The organism is Amycolatopsis sp. NPDC004772 (assembly GCF_053601215.1).
Genome location: NZ_JBSGBK010000055.1, coordinates 1 through 18038, shown reverse-complemented (window position 1 = coordinate 18038; position 18038 = coordinate 1). Strand labels below are relative to the sequence as shown.

Annotated in this window: 16 protein-coding genes; 7 read left to right on the top strand and 9 right to left on the bottom strand. The window is 73.2% G+C overall.

The window, feature by feature from the left end; translation table 11 throughout:
• Positions 1–57 precede the first annotated feature (57 nt).
• From ACWEF6_RS28090 to ACWEF6_RS28075, 4 genes are read right to left on the bottom strand one after another with little or no spacing between them, the layout of a single operon-like run.
• Positions 58–2292, bottom strand: a complete 2235-nt coding sequence (locus tag ACWEF6_RS28090) for an ABC transporter permease (protein WP_449685674.1) — start codon at positions 2290–2292, stop codon at positions 58–60.
• Positions 2289–2969, bottom strand: coding sequence for an ABC transporter ATP-binding protein (locus tag ACWEF6_RS28085; protein WP_449685673.1), 681 nt, complete (start codon positions 2967–2969; stop codon positions 2289–2291). Before ACWEF6_RS28085 ends, ACWEF6_RS28090 begins: the two co-directional genes overlap by 4 nt.
• The gene (locus tag ACWEF6_RS28080) at positions 2966–3487 is read right to left on the bottom strand and encodes a PadR family transcriptional regulator (protein ID WP_310969988.1); all 522 of its coding nucleotides are present in this window, start codon (positions 3485–3487) and stop codon (positions 2966–2968) included. Before ACWEF6_RS28080 ends, ACWEF6_RS28085 begins: the two co-directional genes overlap by 4 nt.
• Before the next feature lie 47 nt (positions 3488–3534).
• A complete protein-coding gene (locus ACWEF6_RS28075; RefSeq protein ID WP_449685672.1) occupies positions 3535–4413 on the bottom strand; it encodes an NmrA family NAD(P)-binding protein in 879 nt (292 codons plus the stop codon).
• Between the two features lie 206 nt (positions 4414–4619).
• On the opposite strand from ACWEF6_RS28075, the gene ACWEF6_RS28070 reads away from it, so the two are divergent.
• Entirely contained in the window at positions 4620–6914 is a 2295-nt protein-coding gene (locus ACWEF6_RS28070; RefSeq protein ID WP_449685671.1) for a PQQ-dependent sugar dehydrogenase, read from the top strand.
• Positions 6915–6945: 31 nt separating this feature from the next.
• On the opposite strand, the gene ACWEF6_RS28065 is transcribed toward ACWEF6_RS28070, so the two are convergent.
• Complete coding sequence (locus ACWEF6_RS28065) at positions 6946–8244, bottom strand: sigma-70 family RNA polymerase sigma factor (protein ID WP_449685670.1); 1299 nt, start codon at positions 8242–8244, stop codon at positions 6946–6948.
• 323 nt (positions 8245–8567) lie between these two features.
• Between ACWEF6_RS28065 and ACWEF6_RS28060 the strand changes: the two genes are divergently transcribed.
• From ACWEF6_RS28060 to ACWEF6_RS28045, 4 genes are all read left to right on the top strand, one after another.
• Positions 8568–9965: an alpha/beta hydrolase domain-containing protein gene (locus ACWEF6_RS28060; protein ID WP_449685669.1), complete on the top strand. Its 1398-nt coding sequence runs from the start codon at positions 8568–8570 to the stop codon at positions 9963–9965.
• A 154-nt stretch (positions 9966–10119) separates the two neighbouring features.
• Positions 10120–11091: a 5'/3'-nucleotidase SurE gene (gene surE, locus ACWEF6_RS28055; protein WP_449685668.1), complete on the top strand. Its 972-nt coding sequence runs from the start codon at positions 10120–10122 to the stop codon at positions 11089–11091.
• A 140-nt stretch (positions 11092–11231) separates the two neighbouring features.
• On the top strand, positions 11232–12833 hold the full coding sequence (gene fadD8, locus ACWEF6_RS28050) for a fatty-acid--CoA ligase FadD8 (RefSeq protein ID WP_449685667.1): 1602 nt from the start codon (positions 11232–11234) through the stop codon (positions 12831–12833).
• A 118-nt stretch (positions 12834–12951) separates the two neighbouring features.
• Entirely contained in the window at positions 12952–13695 is a 744-nt protein-coding gene (locus ACWEF6_RS28045; RefSeq protein ID WP_449685666.1) for an SDR family oxidoreductase, read from the top strand.
• A 4-nt stretch (positions 13696–13699) separates the two neighbouring features.
• Here the strand turns inward: ACWEF6_RS28045 and ACWEF6_RS28040 are convergent, their stop codons facing one another.
• The gene (locus ACWEF6_RS28040) at positions 13700–14557 is read right to left on the bottom strand and encodes a dioxygenase family protein (protein ID WP_449685665.1); all 858 of its coding nucleotides are present in this window, start codon (positions 14555–14557) and stop codon (positions 13700–13702) included.
• 177 nt (positions 14558–14734) lie between these two features.
• Between ACWEF6_RS28040 and ACWEF6_RS28035 the strand changes: the two genes are divergently transcribed.
• Both ACWEF6_RS28035 and ACWEF6_RS28030 read left to right on the top strand, forming a co-directional pair.
• On the top strand, positions 14735–15124 hold the full coding sequence (locus tag ACWEF6_RS28035) for a nuclear transport factor 2 family protein (RefSeq protein ID WP_449685664.1): 390 nt from the start codon (positions 14735–14737) through the stop codon (positions 15122–15124).
• Between the two features lie 6 nt (positions 15125–15130).
• Positions 15131–15712 (top strand): PadR family transcriptional regulator, encoded by a 582-nt coding sequence (locus ACWEF6_RS28030; protein ID WP_449685663.1) that lies wholly within the window; start codon positions 15131–15133, stop codon positions 15710–15712.
• On the opposite strand, the gene ACWEF6_RS28025 is transcribed toward ACWEF6_RS28030, so the two are convergent.
• The 3 genes from ACWEF6_RS28025 to ACWEF6_RS28015 all read right to left on the bottom strand — a co-directional run bounded on the left by ACWEF6_RS28025 (position 15686) and on the right by ACWEF6_RS28015 (position 17797).
• Positions 15686–16330, bottom strand: coding sequence for a response regulator (locus ACWEF6_RS28025; protein ID WP_449685662.1), 645 nt, complete (start codon positions 16328–16330; stop codon positions 15686–15688). The genes ACWEF6_RS28030 and ACWEF6_RS28025 overlap by 27 nt on opposite strands.
• Positions 16327–17448, bottom strand: coding sequence for a sensor histidine kinase (locus ACWEF6_RS28020; RefSeq protein WP_449685661.1), 1122 nt, complete (start codon positions 17446–17448; stop codon positions 16327–16329). The genes ACWEF6_RS28025 and ACWEF6_RS28020 overlap by 4 nt, the downstream gene beginning before the upstream one ends.
• A gap of 115 nt (positions 17449–17563) precedes the next feature.
• Positions 17564–17797, bottom strand: coding sequence for a PLD nuclease N-terminal domain-containing protein (locus ACWEF6_RS28015; protein ID WP_449685660.1), 234 nt, complete (start codon positions 17795–17797; stop codon positions 17564–17566).
• Between the last annotated feature and the right edge of the window lie 241 nt (positions 17798–18038).

The window sequence follows — 18038 nt, the reverse complement described above, 5'->3', positions numbered from 1 at the left end:
GCCAGCCGGCAATCCAAAATCCGTACACCGGCCTTGTACGGCGGTTGTACCGCCGGCTCACTCCTCCCGCAGGTGCTCCAGGCTCGACGTCCGCCACAGCGCCGGCAACGTCACCGCGGTCACGGCCGGCACCGCCGCGGCCGCGGTCACCGCGAGCAGCCCGATGGTCGCCACGTCGACCACCATCGGGCGGTGGACGACCAGCGTGAGCAGCAGCCAATCGAGGCCGAGCCCGGCGAGCACGGCGACGACCACCGCCACCGCCACCGGGATCGCCAGCTGCCACAACAACGACCGGGCGAGCACCCCGCGCCCGACACCGCCCGCCCTCAGCGCGGCGAGGCTACGCCGCCGTTCCCGCAGCTGCTCCGCCGCGGCGATCAGCAGGCCGGCCGCCGCGAGCAGCAGCACCACGAGCGAGCCCACCGACAGCACCCGGGTGATCAGCGCGTAGGTGCCGTCCCGTTCGGTGCCCAGGGAGCTGACGACGCCGGTCCAGCCCGCGGCGTTGCGCACCTGCTCCACCAGGTCCGGCCCGGCCGCGGGAATCCGCGCGGTCGAGCTCAGCCCGACGCTCGTCGCCGTGCGCAGGGCCGCCGTCGTGACGAGCAGGGCCGGCGCCTCGCCGACGCCGCCGGTGACGTGGTAGCCCGCCGGGACCGTCCACTGTGGAGGTGCCGCCGGGTCGGTCCGCCGGGCGTCGTAGAACCACAGCCGGTCCCCCGGTGCGGGCCGGTAGGCCCCGGGCGCCGCGGCGCCCGTCGCGTAGACGTCACCGTCGCGGCAGTCCGCGACCTCGAGCTCGGCGCACGTGCCCACGACGGCGGAGACCTTCCGGCCCGCGGCGTCGTACAGGATGGCGCGGGTCTGCACGGGGATGCCGCCCAGCCCGGGCAGGGCGTGAAGGGCGGTGGCGAAGGCCGGGACGTCGGCGAGCGTGGTGGCGAAGGCGGTCGCCAGCACCCGGACGTCCCGATCCACCGGCCGGTCGCTTTCGGCGCGGGCGTAGACACCTTGCAGCGCAATGGATCCCGCCAGCACCACCGCAATCCCGCTGACCAGGCGCGCGGCCGTCGCGCTGTCCAGCTGGAGCCGCCGCACGGCCAGCAGCCAGGCCGGCGAACCCCCGCCGAGCACGCCCGCGACGCGCTCGACCAGCCACGGCAGCACCAGGGGCACGGCCACGAGGACGAGCACCACCCCGCCGACCACCAGCGGGTCCCGGGTGTCTTCGGTGCCCGGCTTGCCGGCCAGCAAGGCCCCGCCGGCCACCAGGGGCACGAGGCGCCACCAGAGCTTCCGCCGCAGCCGCGTCCCCCGCCGCACCACCCCGAGCGGCTCGATGACGACTCCCCGCAGCGCGAAGACGGCCGTCGCGCACGCCAGCAGCGGCAGCGCCAGCAAGGCCGGCAGGCCCAGGCGCCAGTCGGGTACGACGTCGGCGGCGAAGATCCCGCCGCGGAAGGCGGACACGGTGATCCGCGGGACGAGCGCCCGCACGAGCAGGAAGAGGCCCGCGCCGGCCACGAGCCCGGCCAGCGAGGCGAGCAGAGCCTCCCCGGCGGCGATCCGGCGCACCTGGCCGCGGTCCGCGCCGACCAGCCGCAGCGCGGCCAGCCGCCGGTCGCGGGACGCGGCGGCGAGCCGGGTGCTCGTGACGACGAAGACGAACACCGGCACCAGGCACGTCGTCGCGCCCAGCACGACCAGCAGCAGCTCGATCGGTTCGAGGGCGCGCCGCTGGTGCGGGCGGCCGAATTCGCTCACCGCAACGGCTTGCGGCTGCCGGGCGACGGTGTCGGAGCCGAGGTAGAAGTACAGCTCGTTCGGCCCGGTCAGCCCGGCGTCGCCGATGGTGCCGGCCACCCGCTGCGGGAACCGCGGGCGGAGCAGTTCCCCCTCCGGTGACCGCAGCAGGTCCAGCAGGGCCGGGGACAGCACGGCCTCGCCGGGCCCCGGCAGCCGGTCGACGCCCGGCACCGCGGGCGGGTGCGGCCCGGTCGGCTGCACCAGGTACCCCTGGATCCCGCGCCCGCGGAACTCGTCGCCGCGGCCGACGACGTGGACGGCGTCGACACCGGGGATGGTCGCGGCGAGCGGCGTGCGCTCGGCGGACCGCTCGCCGCGGGCGGTGAGCATCTGCGGCAGCGACGTCGCGGTGAGCAGGACGGCGACGCCGAGGCCGACGCCGACGGTGATCAGGGTGAGCCGCACCAGCGCGGTCCGGGCTCCGCCGCCGCCGATCGCCAGCCGTACGCCGAGGAGCAGATCGGCCACCCAGCGCCGGATCACCGGGTCACCTCGAGCTGCCGCGTCCGGCCGTCGCGCACGACCACCTCGCGGTCGGAGTAGGCCGCGACGCGCGCCTCGTGCGTCACCAGGACGACCGCGGTGTCCCGCTCGCGGGCGACGGTGGTCAGCAGCCGCATCACCTGCTCGCCGTTGAGCGAGTCCAGCGCGCCGGTCGGCTCGTCGGCGAAGACGACCCGCGGCGCGGTCACCAGCGCACGGGCCACCGCCACCCGCTGCCCCTGCCCGCCGGACACCTCCCCCGGCCGCTTCCCGGCGACACCGGACAGGTCGAGTTCGGCCAGCATCGCCCGCGCCCGCTGCCCGGCCGCGCGGCCGCGGTCGCCGTTCAGCCGCAGGGGCAGGGCCACGTTCTCCAGGCAGGTGAGCTCCGGGACGAGCTGCCCGAACTGGAAGACGAACCCGAACTCGGTGCGGCGCAACGCCGAGCGCGCCCGGTCGGAGATGGTGGCCAGGTCCGCGCCGAGGTAGCGGACGGTCCCGGCGTCCGGCCGGACGATCCCGGCCAGGCAGTGCAGCAGGGTCGACTTGCCGGCTCCCGACGGCCCCATCAGGGCGACGATCTCCCCCGCGCGCACCTGCAGGCTCGCCCCGGCCAGCGCCTCGGTGGGGCCGAACGCCTTGCGGACGTCGGTGGCCTCCAGCAGCAGCTCGCTCATCGGATCGCCTCCGCCAGCCGGTCGAGCCGGGCGGCGGTGAGTTCGAGCCACCGGAGGTCGGCTTCCAGGTGGAACAGCGCGTGGTCGCAGACGAGCTGGTCGACGAGGTCGCCGCCGGTCTTGCGGCGGGTGAGCGCGCGCATGGCGTCGAGGTGGGCGGCCCGCTGGACGTCGAGGACGTCCGCCGCGGGCCGCCCGGACAGCAGCGCGAGCACCACCTTGGTGTAGAGCGTGTTGTGCAGGTAGGCATCGGGCTTTTCGGGCGTGGCCAGCCACCCGGCGACGTCGGCGACCCCGGCATCGGTGATGGCGTACCGCTTCCGCTCGGGGCCACCGTCCACCTCGACGCCGTCGGCCTCGACGAGCCCCTGCTTCAACAGCCGCGCCAGCGTCGAATAGACCTGGCCGTAGTGCACCTGCCGGTCGTGCCCGAAGCGGTCGTCGTAGGCGCGTTTCAGGTCGTAACCGTGCCGGGGGCCGTTTTCCAGCAACCCGAGCAGGGTGAGTCCGATCGACATGGCGACGACTGTACACGGTGTGTATAGCCGGAGTTTATACACCCGGTTTATAGCTTGAGAGCCTCGGCGAGGACGGTCCGGAGCGGGGTGGCCGGACGGCCCAGGAGGGCTTCGAGGTCCGGCCCAGCCGCGGCGAACTCACCACGACGAGCCGCCCGGAACATTCCCAGCAACAGCTCGGCCCGCTCCGCCGGAACCCCGTGCCCGACCAACCCGGCCGCCCAGGCGTCATCGGACACCACGACCCGCCGGACGGAACGCCCGGTCAGCTCGGTCAGCAGCGCGGCGACGTCCTCGAGATCAAGGGCCACCGGGGCGGTCAGCGGCGGCGTCGGCCCGTCGAACCGGCCCTCCTCCGCCAGGATGATCGCCGCGGCTTCGGCCAGGTCGGCGTGCGCCGTCCAGGAGACCGGGCCGTCGGCCGGGGCCGCCAGCTCGCCGGTCTCCAACGCCCCACCCAGCAGCAACGGCACCGTGCTCGCGTAGAAACCGTTGCGGAGCGCGGTGAACGGCGCCCCTTCGAGCCGACCCTCCGTCGTGGCGTGGTCGGCCATCGGCGCGAACCGCGAATCGGCCGCCGCGGCCTGGTGGCTCGTGTACAGGACCCGCTTCGCCCCCGCTGCGCGTGCGGCTTCGATCGCCGCGACGTGGTGCGCCACCGCTTCGGCGCCCGCCTTGTCCGTCGACACGACGAGGACCTGGGTTGCCCCCTCGAACGCCTCGGCGAGCGATTCCGGGTCGGCGAAATCACCGCGCCGGACCCGGACCCCCCGCGCGGCAAGCTCCCCGGCCCGGCGGGGATCGCGGACGCTGACCCCGATCTCGGCGGCGGGCACCCGCGCGAGCAGCCGGTCGGCGATGCGCGATCCGAGCTGGCCGGCGCCCCCGGCGATGACGATCATGGCGTACCCCTTCTCGACGTTCACACTGATACTAACTACGTTATCGTCAGTGATACCATGATCGAGTTACCACTGGAACCAGACGGCCGCACGGCGGCAAGTCGTTGACCCTTAACGGGATTGAGCTGTTCGTGCGTTTTTCTTGCGTCGGCGTAACAACTTTCGGACGCCGGGCGCCATACCGGACGGCGTTCGCGCCAGTCCGGTCCCCGCCGCAGGAGGAGTTCGTGATGGGTCCACGTCGTTCCCTGGTTTCGCGAAGATCAAGACGCGCGCTGGCCGCGGGGGTGGTCGTGCCGCTCGCCGTGGCGCTCGCCGTCGCGGCACCCGCCGCCGCGGCCGTGCCCGCCGGCTTCAGCGACACGCTCGCCATCGGTGGCCTCAGCTCGCCGACCGCCGCCGCGTTCGCCCCCGACGGGCGGGTGTTCGTCGCCGAGAAGAGCGGTCTGGTCAAGGTGTTCGACAACCTGGCCGATCCGACCGCGACCGTGTTCGCCGACCTGCGCACGCCGACCCAGGACTTCTGGGACCGCGGCCTGCTCGGGCTCGCGGTCGACCCGGCCTTCCCCACCCGGCCGTACGTCTACGTCTCCTACACCCTTGACGCCCTCCCAGGCGGCACCGCACCGAAGTGGGGCGACACCTGCCCGACGCCGCCGGGCGCGACCGACGCCGGCTGCGTCGTGACCGGCCGCGTCTCCCAGCTCACGATGGGCCCGGGCGGGACGGCGGTCAGCGAGAAACCGCTGGTCACCGGCTGGTGCCAGCAGTACCCGAGCCACTCGGTCGGCGCGCTCGCCTTCGGCCCGGACGGCGCCCTGTACGCGGGCGGCGGCGACGGCGCCAGCTTCAACTTCGCCGACTACGGCCAGGTCGGCAACCCCTGCGCCGACCCGCCTTCGCCGGCCGGCACGAACCTCAGCCCGCCATCGTCCGAAGGCGGCGCGCTGCGGTCGCAGTCCCCGCGCCGCGCCGCCGGGCAGCCGGTGCTGCTCAACGGCGCGCTGCTGCGGATCGACCCCGACACCGGTGACGGCCTGCCCGGCAACCCGTTCGCGAGCAGTTCCGACGCCAACGCCCGGCGCGTCATCGCCTACGGCTCGCGCAACCAGTTCCGGTTCGGGTTCCGGCCCGGCACCGGCGAACTGTGGGCCGGGGACGTCGGCTGGAACACCTGGGAGGAGATCAACCGGGTCGCCAACGCCGGCGACGCCGTGGCCGAGAACTTCGGCTGGCCCTGCTTCGAAGGCGCCGGCCGTCAGGCCGGGTACGACGGCGCGAACCTCGACCGCTGCGAATCGCTGTACTCGGCGGGTGGCCAGACCGCGCCGTTCTACGCCTACAACCACAGCGCCAAGGTGGTGGCCACCGACCCGTGTCCCACCGGCGGCTCCTCGATCAGCGGGATCGCCTTCGAATCCGGCAGCAACTACCCGGCCGAGTACGCCGGCGCGCTGTTCTTCGCCGATTCCTCCCGCGGCTGCATCTGGGCGATGCAGACGGTCTCCGGCCAGCCGAGTCCCAGCAAGCTGGTGCCGTTCGTGACCGGCGTCAACACTCCGGTGCAGGTGCTCACCGGTCCCGGCGGTGACCTCTTCTACGTCGCGCTGGGCGCCGGGGAACTGCGCCGGGTGAGCTACGCGGGCAGCGGCAACCGGCCGCCGGTCGCCGCGGCCACCGCGACGCCGTCCAGCGGCCCGGCGCCGCTGACCGTCCAGTTCGACGGCACCGGTTCGACCGATCCGGACGCCGGCGACACGTTGTCCTACGCGTGGGACCTCGACGCGGACGGCGCCTACGACGACTCCGCGGCCCCGAAGCCCACCTGGACCTACACCACCGCGGCGGCGGTCGACGCCGGGCTGCGGGTCACCGACTCCCACGGCGCTTCGGCGACCACGACGGTCCGGGTGACCGTCGGAACCCCGGCCGGGCTCGACCCGGTGCCGGTCATCGACACCCCGGCCGCGACGCTGAACTGGTCGGTCGGGCAGACGGTGCCGTTCTCCGGCCGTGCCGTCGACGCCCAGGACGGCGAGCTGCCGCCCTCGGCGCTGTCCTGGCGGCTGGCCATCCGGCACTGCGCGGCCAACGGCACCTGCCACACCCACAACGTCCAGGACTTCCCGGGCGTCGCTTCGGGGTCGTTCGTCGCGCCGGACCACGAGTACCCGTCGTACCTGCAGCTCACGCTGACCGCGACGGACTCCACCGGCCGGACCGGGTCCAAGACGATCGACCTGCAGCCGAAGACGGTGACGCTGAACTTCACCTCGAGTCCCAGCCAGGCGATGCTCACCGTCGGCGGGACCCAGCAGCGGACGCCGTTCTCCCGGACGGTGATCGCCGGATCGACCAATTCGATCAGCGCGAACAGCCCGCAGAACGTGCCGCCGCTGAACATGAAGTACGCCTTCACCGGCTGGGCGCACGGCGGGGCGCGGACGCAGAACGTCGTCGCGCCGGCGACGGGCGCCACGTACCAGGCGAACTACCGGCTCTGCTGGCTGCTGCAGCCCTGCTGAGCGGGAGGACCCGGCGCCACGCGGCGCCGGGTCACTCCCCGGGGTTCTTCGTCTTCTCGGCCTTCCGCGACTCTTTCGCGGACGACTTCGCGGCCTTCGACGACTCCTTGGCCGCCTTCTTGGACTCCTTCGCGGCCTGCTTGTCCGGGTTGTTGCCGACGCCGTTGCCGTTCCCGTCGCCTGCCGCCACCCCGGTTTCCGAGGCCCCGGCGGACTCGCCCGCCGACTCGCCCGCCGGCTCCGCGCCAGTCGGCTGTACGTCCGTGGCGCCGGGCACCGTCCCCGCCGCCTCCGACGTCGGCGCGACACCGCCGGGCGGGAGTCCGGCGCGGGAACCGGCCTGCGGCCCGGTCTGCACGGGCTGGGTCGTCGTGCCCTCGCTGCCGGACAGCGGCGGCGGAGCATCGCTGGACGTGCTCGCGCCGATCGTCACCGTCGTGACCAGCGCCGCGCCCGCGGCGGCCACCTTCGCCGCCGTCGCCCACGACAGGACGGAAACGCCGGTGCCGGCGGCGCCGGACCCGGTCGCCGTCGCGGTGAGCCAGTGCGTCGCGACCGGGATACCCAGGATGAGCGGGGCGACGGAGGCCGGCAGTTCCTCGTTGAGCTCCCGGAGACCGGTGGCCAGGCTCCGGCAGTCGGCACAGCGGTCGAGGTGGGCGGCGATCCGCTGCGCCTTGTGGTCGGAGATGCCGTCGCGCACGAACTTGGCCAGCTGCGCGGAGACGTTCTTGCAGGTGCGCCGCCGCGCTTCGGGGACGTGCTGGTCCAGGTAGGCCTGGCGCAGGCCCTCCCGGGCGCGGTAGGCCAGCGCCGCTACTCCGTTCGGGGTCATCCCGAGGTCTTCGGCGATCTGCGCGGGCGACTCCCCGACGATCTCGGTCCGCCACAGCACCGCCCGCCACCGCTCGGGCAGGCTCGCGAACGCGTCCGCGGCGACGTTGGCGTGCAGCCGGTCGCCGACCGGCTCGTCACTCCCCGCACTCGGCGTCACATCCGGAACCTCGGCCACCACCGAGACGGCCGCGTCGCGGCGGCGCCAGCTGATCATCGTGTTCCGGATGGTCGTCAGCAGGTACGGCCGGAAATCCTCGTCCGGGCCTTCGCCGGAACGCAGAATCCGTAGTACGCGGGTGAATCCCTCGGCGACCAGGTCGTCCCGCTCCGCCGGGTCGGCCGCGATCGCGGCCGCCACCCGCCGGGCCGCGGCGAGGTGCCGGTCATAGAGCTCGCCGTAGGCCGCGATGTCGCCACCACGGACCGCTGCGATCAAAGCCGCGTCGCCAGGGACGTCCGTCGTCCCGGCCACCGCCGGCGCCACTTCGGTCACCACACCCCCTCGCCGTGCGGATGCACGTGCAGAACGTCCCGAGATAGTCGCGCAACGAGCGACCCATGCGCAAGGTTGCGGCGCCGAAAGGACATTCTGTGAATTCGCTTTCCGCCGAGTGCCGGGCCCGTCGAGTTGTCACATCCCTGAGCGATCCCGGGTGGATTCCCCCCGGTGCGCGGGCCGGACGTTGCCTCCGGCCATTACCGGCGGGTAAAGACAACGGCGGTGACCGGGCCGGTCGCCGCCTCAGTGTCCGATGTGGACGGTTCGGGGAGCCGGGAGCCGCTTCGCGGGCCGTCGCCCACCAGAAGGGTTTACCCATGCGCAGAGCCCTGCTCGTGCTGCTGACCGTGCTCCTGCCGTCCTTGGTGCTTCCCGGGGTCGCCCAAGCCGGACCGTCCGCCGCCGCGCCCACCGTGACGGCGGTGCCCGCGGACGCCGGGCGGGGCTGGCCGGTGAGCGGCGCCCACGGCGTCCTCGACCTCGCCGCCCGCGGGTACGTCGAAGAGGAGTACCTGCTGTCCGGCCAGGCCGACACGTTCGACCAGGTGGGACTGTGGACCGAAGACGGGCGCTGGGCCACGCGCGTGGCCTCCACCGGCACCCCGTACACGACCCGGATGGTCGTCGTGCGGCCGCGCGACGCCGCCCGGTTCACCGGCACGGTCGTGGTCGAATGGCTCAACGTCAGCTTCGGCGTCGACATCCCGGTGGACTTCTCGCAGTCCTACGAGCACTTCATCCGCGAGGGCTACGCCTACGTCGGCGTGACGACCCAGAAAGCCGGTGCCGACAAGCTCAAGAGTCTCGACCCCGCCCGGTACGCCGCGGTGAACCTCAGCGGGGACGCGCTGTCCTACGATGTCTTTTCGCAGGCCGCGCAGGCGGTCCGGGCGAACCCGCAGCTGCTGGGCGGGCGGACGCCGGCCGTCGTGCTGGGCAGCGGACACTCGCAGTCCGCGCTGCGGCTGACCACCTTCGCCAACGCGATCCAGCCGGTGCGGCGCAGCTATCAGGGCTTCCTGATCCACGGCCGGGCCGCGCTCGCGGCCCCGATCGGCGACGGCGTCGCCGGGCCGCTGTCGGCGAAGATCCGCACCGATCTCGGCGTCCCGGTGTTCGTCCTGCAGTCGGAGACCGACGTCATCGCGTCAGCCTCGGTCCGGCAGGACACCGCGCAGGTGCGGACCTGGGAGGTGGCCGGCACCGCGCACGCCGACCAGTACGGGCTGAACCTGTACAACGCGGCCAACGCCCGGGACGGGTCCATCAACGACGGCGCCCCGACGACGTGCGACAAGCCGGTCAACAGCATGACCTTCCGGTATGCGGAAAACGCGGCGTTCCGCTACCTGGACCGGTGGGCCCGCGGTGGCGCGGCCCCGCCGGCGGCGGCACCGATTTCGATGCTGCTCAACCTGATCATCCTGCGCGACGGCGACCAGAACGCCCTCGGCGGCGTCCGGCTGCCCGACCTGGACGTCCCGGTGGCGTCCTACGCGCCCAACAACAGTGGCGGCAACGTGCCGGGCGCGTGTCTGCTGCTGGGCACGACCTCGCCGCTGACGCCGGCCCGGATCCGGCGGCTGTACCCGGACCACGCCACCTACGTCGCCAAGTTCACCGCGGCGGCCGACCGGGCCCTGCGCGCGGGCTACCTGCTGCAACCCGACCGCGACGAGGCCGTGGCCCGGGCCCAGGCGGCCCCGGTGCCGTAACCGTCCACAAAGGAGTGTCCACGGCGAGCCCGTCCCGGTCCGGGGCGGGCTCGCCGGCGAAACCGCCGAAACACCCCCTCGCCACCGCCGTTCTCGCTACCCTGGCCCCGCCGATTCCGAACGATTGAGTTTCCGAACGAATGAGGAGGTGGCGATGCGGTTCAAGGCTTTGCGCGTCGCGGTCGCGGCGGTGGTTGCCCTGTCGCTGGCCGTGCCCGCCCAAGCCAGCCCGCGGCCCGATCAACCGGTTTCGCTGGGGGGCAAGAAGGTTCTGCTGGTCAACGACGACTCGGTGCAGGCGGCGAAGCCCGACGGGTCGGACGGGCGGGGCATCTACGTGCTCCGGCAGGCGCTGTGCCGGGCCGGAGCCGACGTGGCGATCGTCGGCCCGTGGGCGGTCCAGGGCGGCAAGGGCCGGTCCACGGCGGTGTCGTTCACGTCGTCCGTCGCGCCGCCGCCGGCGGTGCCGGCGGAGTTCGCCGCGGACTGCGCGAGCGCGCCGGGGCACGGGCTCGTGCTGGGCGCGTGCCAGGGTGCCACCCCGTGCGGCCCGGGCAGCGCGTCCCTCACCCCGGCGGACGTGACCGAGCTGGCGCTGACCGGCATCCTGCCGCAGCGGCTCGGCTGGACGAGCGGGCCGGACCTGGTCCTTTCCGGGATCAACGCGGGCCAGAACACCGGCCTCCCGATCAGCATGTCCGGCACGGTCGGCGCCGCTTCGGTGGCGATCGAGCGGGGCCTGCCGGCACTGGCGGTCAGCGCGGGTTCGGGCGCCACGCCCCCGTCGACGGAGACGTACCAGGCCGCGGCCGACGTCACCCTCCGTCTGCTGGCGTCGCCCCGGACGTGGAAGTTCGTGCAGGACATGGCGCTGGTCAACGTCAACCAGCCGGACGTGGCGCCGGGCGCGGGGGCGTCGCCGGTGCGCTGGACGAAGGTCAGCCGGGTGGCTTCGGGCTGGGTGAAGTACGTCCCGGCCGCGGACGGGACGTACCAGCTGTCCTACGACGTGGTGCCGTCGCCGGCGTACGAGGCCGACAGTGACGCGAAGGCCCTGCTCGACGGGTACGTGAGCGTGTCCCTGGTCGCGGTGGACCGCGGCTACCTCGGCCGGCTGCACGGCTGAGGTCGTTCCGGAGGGCGCGTCGCAGCCTGCGGCGCGCCCTCCGGGCTCACTGAAACCTGTTCCACCGCACCGCCGAGCTGACAAACCCCGCCCAACCGCCGTATCTTGTCGAGAACAGTAACGTGTTCTAGTCTGGCGCCGTGGAAGGGACCGGGATGGACGAGCAGGCGATGCGGTATCCGAACCACCTCGGCCACCTGGTCGTCTCCGCCCTGAAACGGCACCGGGACAAGCCCGTCATGGTGCTGGGCGAGACCACGATGACCGGGGGCCGGACCGCCGAGCAGGTCAGCCAGTACGCCCAGGCCTTCGAGGCACTCGGCGCGGGCACCGGCGCGCCGGTCGCGCTGCTGTCGCTGAACCGGCCGGAAGTGCTGCTCATCATCGCCGCCGGGCAGCTGCAGGGCTCGCGGCGGACCGCGCTGCACCCGCTCGGGTCGCTCGACGACCACGCCTACATCCTCGGCGACGCCGGCATCACCACGCTGATCATCGACCCGGTGCCCGCCTTCGTCGACCGCGCGCTCGGCCTGCTCGACAAGGTCCCCGGCCTGACGCAGGTGCTCACCATCGGACCGGTGCCGGAGCCGCTGGCCCACGTCGGCAAGGACCTCACCGCGGCCGCCGCGACGTTCGAACCCCGGCCGCTGGCGCCCGCCGTGCTGCCGCCGGACCAGGTCGTCTCGATCACCTACACCGGCGGGACCACCGGCAAGCCCAAGGGTGTCATGGGCACCGCGCAGGCGATGACCACGATGACGCAGATCCAGCTGGCCGAATGGGAGTGGCCCGAGGCGCCGAAGTTCCTGATCTGCACCCCGCTCTCGCACGCCGGCGCCGCGTTCTTCGCCCCGACGCTGATCAAGGGCGGGTCCCTGGTCGTCGTGCCGAAGTTCGACCCCGCCGACACCCTGCGGATCATCGAAGAGCAGCGGATCACCGCGACCATGCTGGTGCCCACCATGCTCTACGCGCTGATGGACCACCCCGACTCGCGCACCCGCGACCTGTCCTCGCTGCAGACGGTCTACTACGGGGCCGCGTCGATCAACCCGGTGCGCCTGCGCGAGGCGATCGACCGGTTCGGCCCGATCTTCGCCCAGTACTACGGCCAGTCCGAGGCCCCGATGGCGATCAGCTACCTCGCCAAGGGCGACCACGACGACGCCCGGCTCGCCTCCTGCGGCCGTCCGTCGGCCTTCCTGCGCACCGCGCTGCTCGACGCCGACGGCAACCCGGTGGCCCCGGGCGAGCCGGGCGAGATCTGCGTGGCCGGGCCGCTGCTGGCCGGCGGGTACTGGAACCTGCCGGAGATCACCGCCGAGACCTTCCGCGACGGCTGGCTGCACACCGGCGACGTCGCCCGCGAAGACGAGGACGGCTTCTGGTTCATCGTCGACCGGGTCAAGGACATGATCGTCACCGGCGGGTTCAACGTGTTCCCCCGCGAGGTCGAGGACGTCGTGGCCGAGCACCCGGCGGTCGCCCAGGTCGGCGTGATCGGCACCCCGGACGAGAAGTGGGGCGAAGCGGTGACGGCGGTCGTGGTCCTGCGCGAGGACGCCGGCCACGACCTCGAGCGGCTCACCGCCGAGATCCAGGCCGCGGTGCGCGAGCGCAAGGGCCCGGTGCACGTGCCCAAGCAGGTGATCGTGGCGGAGTCGCTGCCCATGACCGGGCTGGGCAAGCCGGACAAGAAGGCCCTGCGCGCGCAGTACGAGCCCCGCCGGGCCGGCGTGTAGCGCCCTCCTCCGTTCGAGCGAACCCCGCTGCGCTGTCACGGACCGGCGCGCAATCTCGTCTCCGGGATGCGCAGCCGTCCGGGGCCACCGGGCGGCGCCGGACGGAGGGAACGGACACATGAAGGTCGTCGTCATCGGCGGGACCGGGCTGATCGGCCGGAACGTGGTGACCTGGCTGGCCGAGCAGGGCCACGAAGCGGTGCCCGCGGCGCCGAGCACCGGGGTGAACACGATCACCGGCGAGGGGCTGAAGGAGGTGCTGCAGGGCGCCGACGTCGTGGTGGACGTCTCGAACTCGCCGTCGTTCGCCGACGACGACGTGCTGGCCTTCTTCCGCACGTCGACCGCCAACCTGGTCGACGCGGCGAAGGAGGCGGGCGTCCGGCACTACGTCGCGCTGTCCGTGGTGGGCACGGACCGGCAGCCGGACGTCGGGTACTTCCGGGCCAAGGTCGCACAGGAGGAGCTGATCGCCGGATCGGGGCTGCCGTTCTCGATCGTGCGCGCCACCCAGTTCTTCGAGTTCGCCGGCGGCATCGCGGACGGCTCGACCACCGACGGCGTCGTCCGCCTGCCCGGCGCCGGCGTGCAGCCGATGGCCGCGGCCGAGGTGTCGGCCGCGGTGGGCCGGGCCGCCGCCGGGCCGGCCACCGGCGGGGTCGCCGAGATCGCCGGGCCGGAAGTCTTCGGCCTCGACGAGTGGGTGCGCACCGTGCTGACCGCGCGCTCCGATCCGCGGCCGGTGGTCACCGACCCGCGGGCACCGTACTTCGGGGCGGTGCCGGGGCCGGAGGACCTCCTGCCGGGACCGGGCGCGCGGCTGGCCGACACGACGCTCGCCGAGTGGCTCGGGCGGGCGTGAGACGTTATACGCCGTCGTGGTCCGGGTCGGCGTTGAGCACGATGCAGCCCACGTGGCCGTCCCGGGCCCGGGTCACCTTCAGCAGCATGCTCGGCTGGTAGATCGAGTCGCCGTCGTTGAAGGTGTCCCGGCCGGTGTGCTGCGCGTAGGGCTGGGTGGCGAACACCCGCGCGTTCAGCGTTTCGTCGAACATCAGCTGCGTCGTGAGCGTCTTCTCGTTGCCGGCGTGCACCATCACGTGGACGTGCACGGTCCGGCCGCGGTACCAGCCTGGCCAGATCGTGGTGAACTCGACGATCCCGCGCTGGTTGGTGACCTGGGCGCCGCGCAGGTACCGCTTGTCGTCGGTGGGGACGAGATCGGTGTCCCCGCCGCCGGGCGGCGGCGAGCCGGTGGGCGGGGTTCCGGTGGGCGGCGTCCCGGTCGGCGGGGTCCCGCCGCCGCCGGACGCCGCCTCCGCGCCGGAGTACAGGCCGCCCGCGTCGCAGTGCCAGATCTCGACCACCGCGTGCGGGATTGGCTTGCAGGTCTCGCTGTCCTGCACCTGCAGGGCGAGCCGCAGCTTCGTGCCCTGCTTGTCCTCGCGGATGTCACTGCGGATCTTGTCGGCGTCGAAGTAGTACGGCCCCTGCGTGGTGGACGCGGTGAGGGTGCACGTCCGCGCGCCGGTGAACAGGGCGGTGAGGTCCGCGTCGGTGACGGCCTCCAGGGCGACCGTCTCGCCGGTGGACGTCGTCGTGACGGCGCTCGTGCCCGCGCTCCGGCCCGCGCACGCCGTGACGAGCGCGCCCAAGCCGACCGAGCTCACGCCGGCGAGCAGCCGGCGCCGGCTGACCCGCTGTCCCTCGTGATCGTTTCCCATGCCTGTCCCTTCGTGGTGGGTAATGGCCGGTTGACTTCCGCCTGACCCGGCCTTGGGCCAGCGTGGCGAGGGCAGCTGTGGCCGGGCTGTGGTGAAGCTGTGCGTCGCCGAGCGGTCACCCAAGGCGAACGGGTACGCTGTCCCTGATAGTCAACAAGTTGAATAGGTGAGGTGCGCATGAGCAGCTTCCGCAAGGCCGTCGAGGCCCGCGATCCCGACGCCATGGCCGCGACACTGGCGGCAAACGTCGTCTTCCGCAGCCCGGTCGCGTTCAAGCCGTACCCGGGCAAGGCGATCACCGCCGCGATCCTGCGCGGCGTGCTGCGCGTGTTCGAGGATTTCCGGTACGTGCGCGAGCTGACCGGCGACGAAGGCCGAGATCACGCGCTCGTCTTCGAAGCCCGGATCGGGGACGTGCGGGTCGAGGGCTGCGACTTCCTGCACCTCGACGAAAACGGCCTGATCGACGAGTTCACCGTGATGGTCCGGCCGCTCTCGGCCGCGCAGGCGCTGGCCGAAGCGATGGCGGCGCAGTTCGAGCAGATCCAGCGCGAAGCACTCAACTAGTTGAGCATGGCACTGCGCAACGCGCTGATGGCGGCGCTGCTCGAAGGCGAGGCGTCGGGCTACGACCTGGCGAAGGGGTTCGACGCCTCGGTGGCGAACTTCTGGGCGGCCACCCCGCAGCAGCTCTACCGGGAACTCGACCGCATGGCGGCCGACGGCCTGGTGCGGGCCCGGGTGGTCCGCCAGGAGCGGCGCCCGGACAAGCGGCTGTTCTCGCTCACCGACGCCGGGCGCCGGGCACTGCACGAGTTCACCGCGCGCCCGCCCCGCCCCGGCGTGATCCGCGACGAGCTCCTGGTGCAGGTGCAGGCGGTGGACGTCGGCGACGAAGGGGCGGTCCGGCAGGCGCTGGCCGAGCGGATGGCCCGGGCGGAAGCCAAGATCGCGGGCTACGAACGGCTTCGCGCGCGGCTGCTGGACGGGCGCTTCGAGGACGACTACCTCGCCGAGGCCGAGCGGATCGGCCCGTACCTGACGCTGATGCGGGGCCTGTCGTTCGAGCGCGAAAACCTGCGGTGGTGCGAACAGTCGCTGAAGGTGCTCGACCGGCGCGGGCGCGGGTCAGCTCAGGCCGGCGTCGTGGATTAGGATCGCCACCTGGGTCCGGTTCGCCGCCTCGAGCTTCGCCATGATGTGTCCGATGTGGACTTTGACGGTGGACGCGCTGACCGCCAGCGCCGTGCCGATCTCGGCGTTGCTCAGCCCGCGTCCGATGTGGACGGCCACGTCGTGTTCGCGCGGGGTCAGTACTGAGAGCTTCGCCCGGGCCCGCGAAGAGCCGCCGCCGGCGGCGAATTCGGCCAGCAGCCGCTTGGTGATCTTCGGCGACAGCATCGCCTCGCCGCGGGCCACGACGCGCACCGCGTCGACCAGCTCGCGCGGCGGGGTGTCCTTCAGCAGGAACCCGGCCGCGCCGTGGCGCAGGGCCGTGTAGACGTACTCGTCGACGTCGAAGGTCGTCAGCACCACCACCGCCGGGGCCGCCGGGTGCTCCGCCAGCCGCCGGACCACTTCGAGCCCGTCGACCTCGGGCATCTGGACGTCGGTCAGCACGACGTCCGGCCGGTGGCGGTCGGTCAGCTCGACCGCCCGCACGCCGTCGGTGTCCTCGGCGACCACCTCGACGTCGCCCGCCGACTCCAGGATCATCCGGATGCCGCTGCGGACCAGTTCCTCGTCCTCCAGCAGCACGACCTTGACCGTCACCGCCGTCCTCCCACCGGGAACCGCGCCAGCACCCGGAACCGGCCGTCGCCGGTCGGCCCGGTCTCCAGGTCGCCGCCGGCCAGCTCCACTCGTTCGCGCATCCCGACCAGACCGTAGCCGGACCCCGGGACGGTGCTGCCACGCGGGGTCAGCCGGTTGGTCACCGCCACCTCCAGCCGGCCACCGGTAACCGCGAGCCGGACCCCGACGGCGGCGTGCGGCGCGTGCTTGCCCGCGTTGGTCAGCGATTCCTGCACGACCCGGTACACGGCCCGGCCGACGTCGCCGGGCACCACCGGCAGCGGGTCCGGCAGGGCCAGCTCGACCCGCGCCCCGCTCGCGGCGACCCCGTCGACGAGGCGTTCCAGCGAGGCGAGGACACCGGGGCCGGCGTCCCCGGCCGGGGCGTCGTCGCGCAGCACCCGCAGGATCCCGCGCAGCTCGTCGAGCGCGAGCGCGCTGGTGGCACGGATGGTTTCGGCGGCCTGCTCGGTTTCTTCGTCCGGCGCCCGCATCGAAAGGGCGCCGGCCTGCAGCGCGACCGCGGTCACCCGGTGGGCGACGACGTCGTGCATCTCGCGGGCGATCCGCCGCCGTTCGGCGAAGACGGCCCGGTCGGCCAGCAGGGTCCGGGTGCGCTCGGCTTCGTCGGCGCGTTCGCGCAGCACGGCCAGCAGCGCGGCGCGCTGGTGCATCCACAGCCCGGCCAGCACCGGCCCGAGCACGAAGGTGGCGAGCACGATCACGACGAGGGTGAAGCTGCCGGGGTCCCGCAGCACCGGCACCACGTTCCCGGCGACCCCGGCGACGACCACGGCCACCCCGGTCACGACACTCACGCCGTGCCGGGCGGCGACCGAGTACTGCGCCACCACCAGCGGGATCAGCGTCACCCCGGCGGGCATGCAGGCGACGGCGACGAGCAGCACGAGGAAGGGCCACCGGCGCCGAGCCAGCAGGGCGAGCCCGGAGACGACGACGGCGGGGACGTACAGCGCGGGGTGCGGGTCCCGCGGGTCACCGCCGGTCAGCGACACGACGATGACGGCGGCGGCCACCGCGACATCGAGCGCCAGCAGGAGGAGGCGGCCGTCCCACCAGCTCAGCCATCGCTTCACCGTGATCAGCCTAGGCTCCCGTGACGGCCCGCGCCGACCGCGGCGGCCGTCAGCACCACGGCCGGCCTCGCGAAGGCACCGTCCCGATAGGACTTGCCGAGTCCGTCCGCGACGATCACCGCCGGACCGCCACGGCGGCGTCGCGGCGGCCGAACAGGAACCACAGCACGCTGCCCAGGAACGGCGCGCAGAAGGCGAAGACCACCCAGACGAGCTTCATCCCGCCGGTCAGCGGGGACCGCAGGATGCCGACGAGCGCGGCCAGGAACAGCACGGCGAAGGCCAGCACGGCGACGCCGGCCACGCCCAGCAGGATCCAGGCCTGCGTCGTCTCGGATGCCACGGACATGCGAACTCCACTTCGGACTCGGCGATCACACCACGATCGCCGATCCGGCGGGCTCGCGCATCGGAAGTTCGGACGTCATGAGCTAGGCAGAAAGTCTTAACCCGCGGTTGTACGACTCTTGTACGGCCGCGTCCCACGATGGCTCCCATGTCACTCCACCGTCTGGCCAAGGCCGCACTGGCCGCCGGCGTGCTGGCGGGCCTGGCGGCCGCGCCGGCCTCCGCCGCCGCGGCCGCGCCGT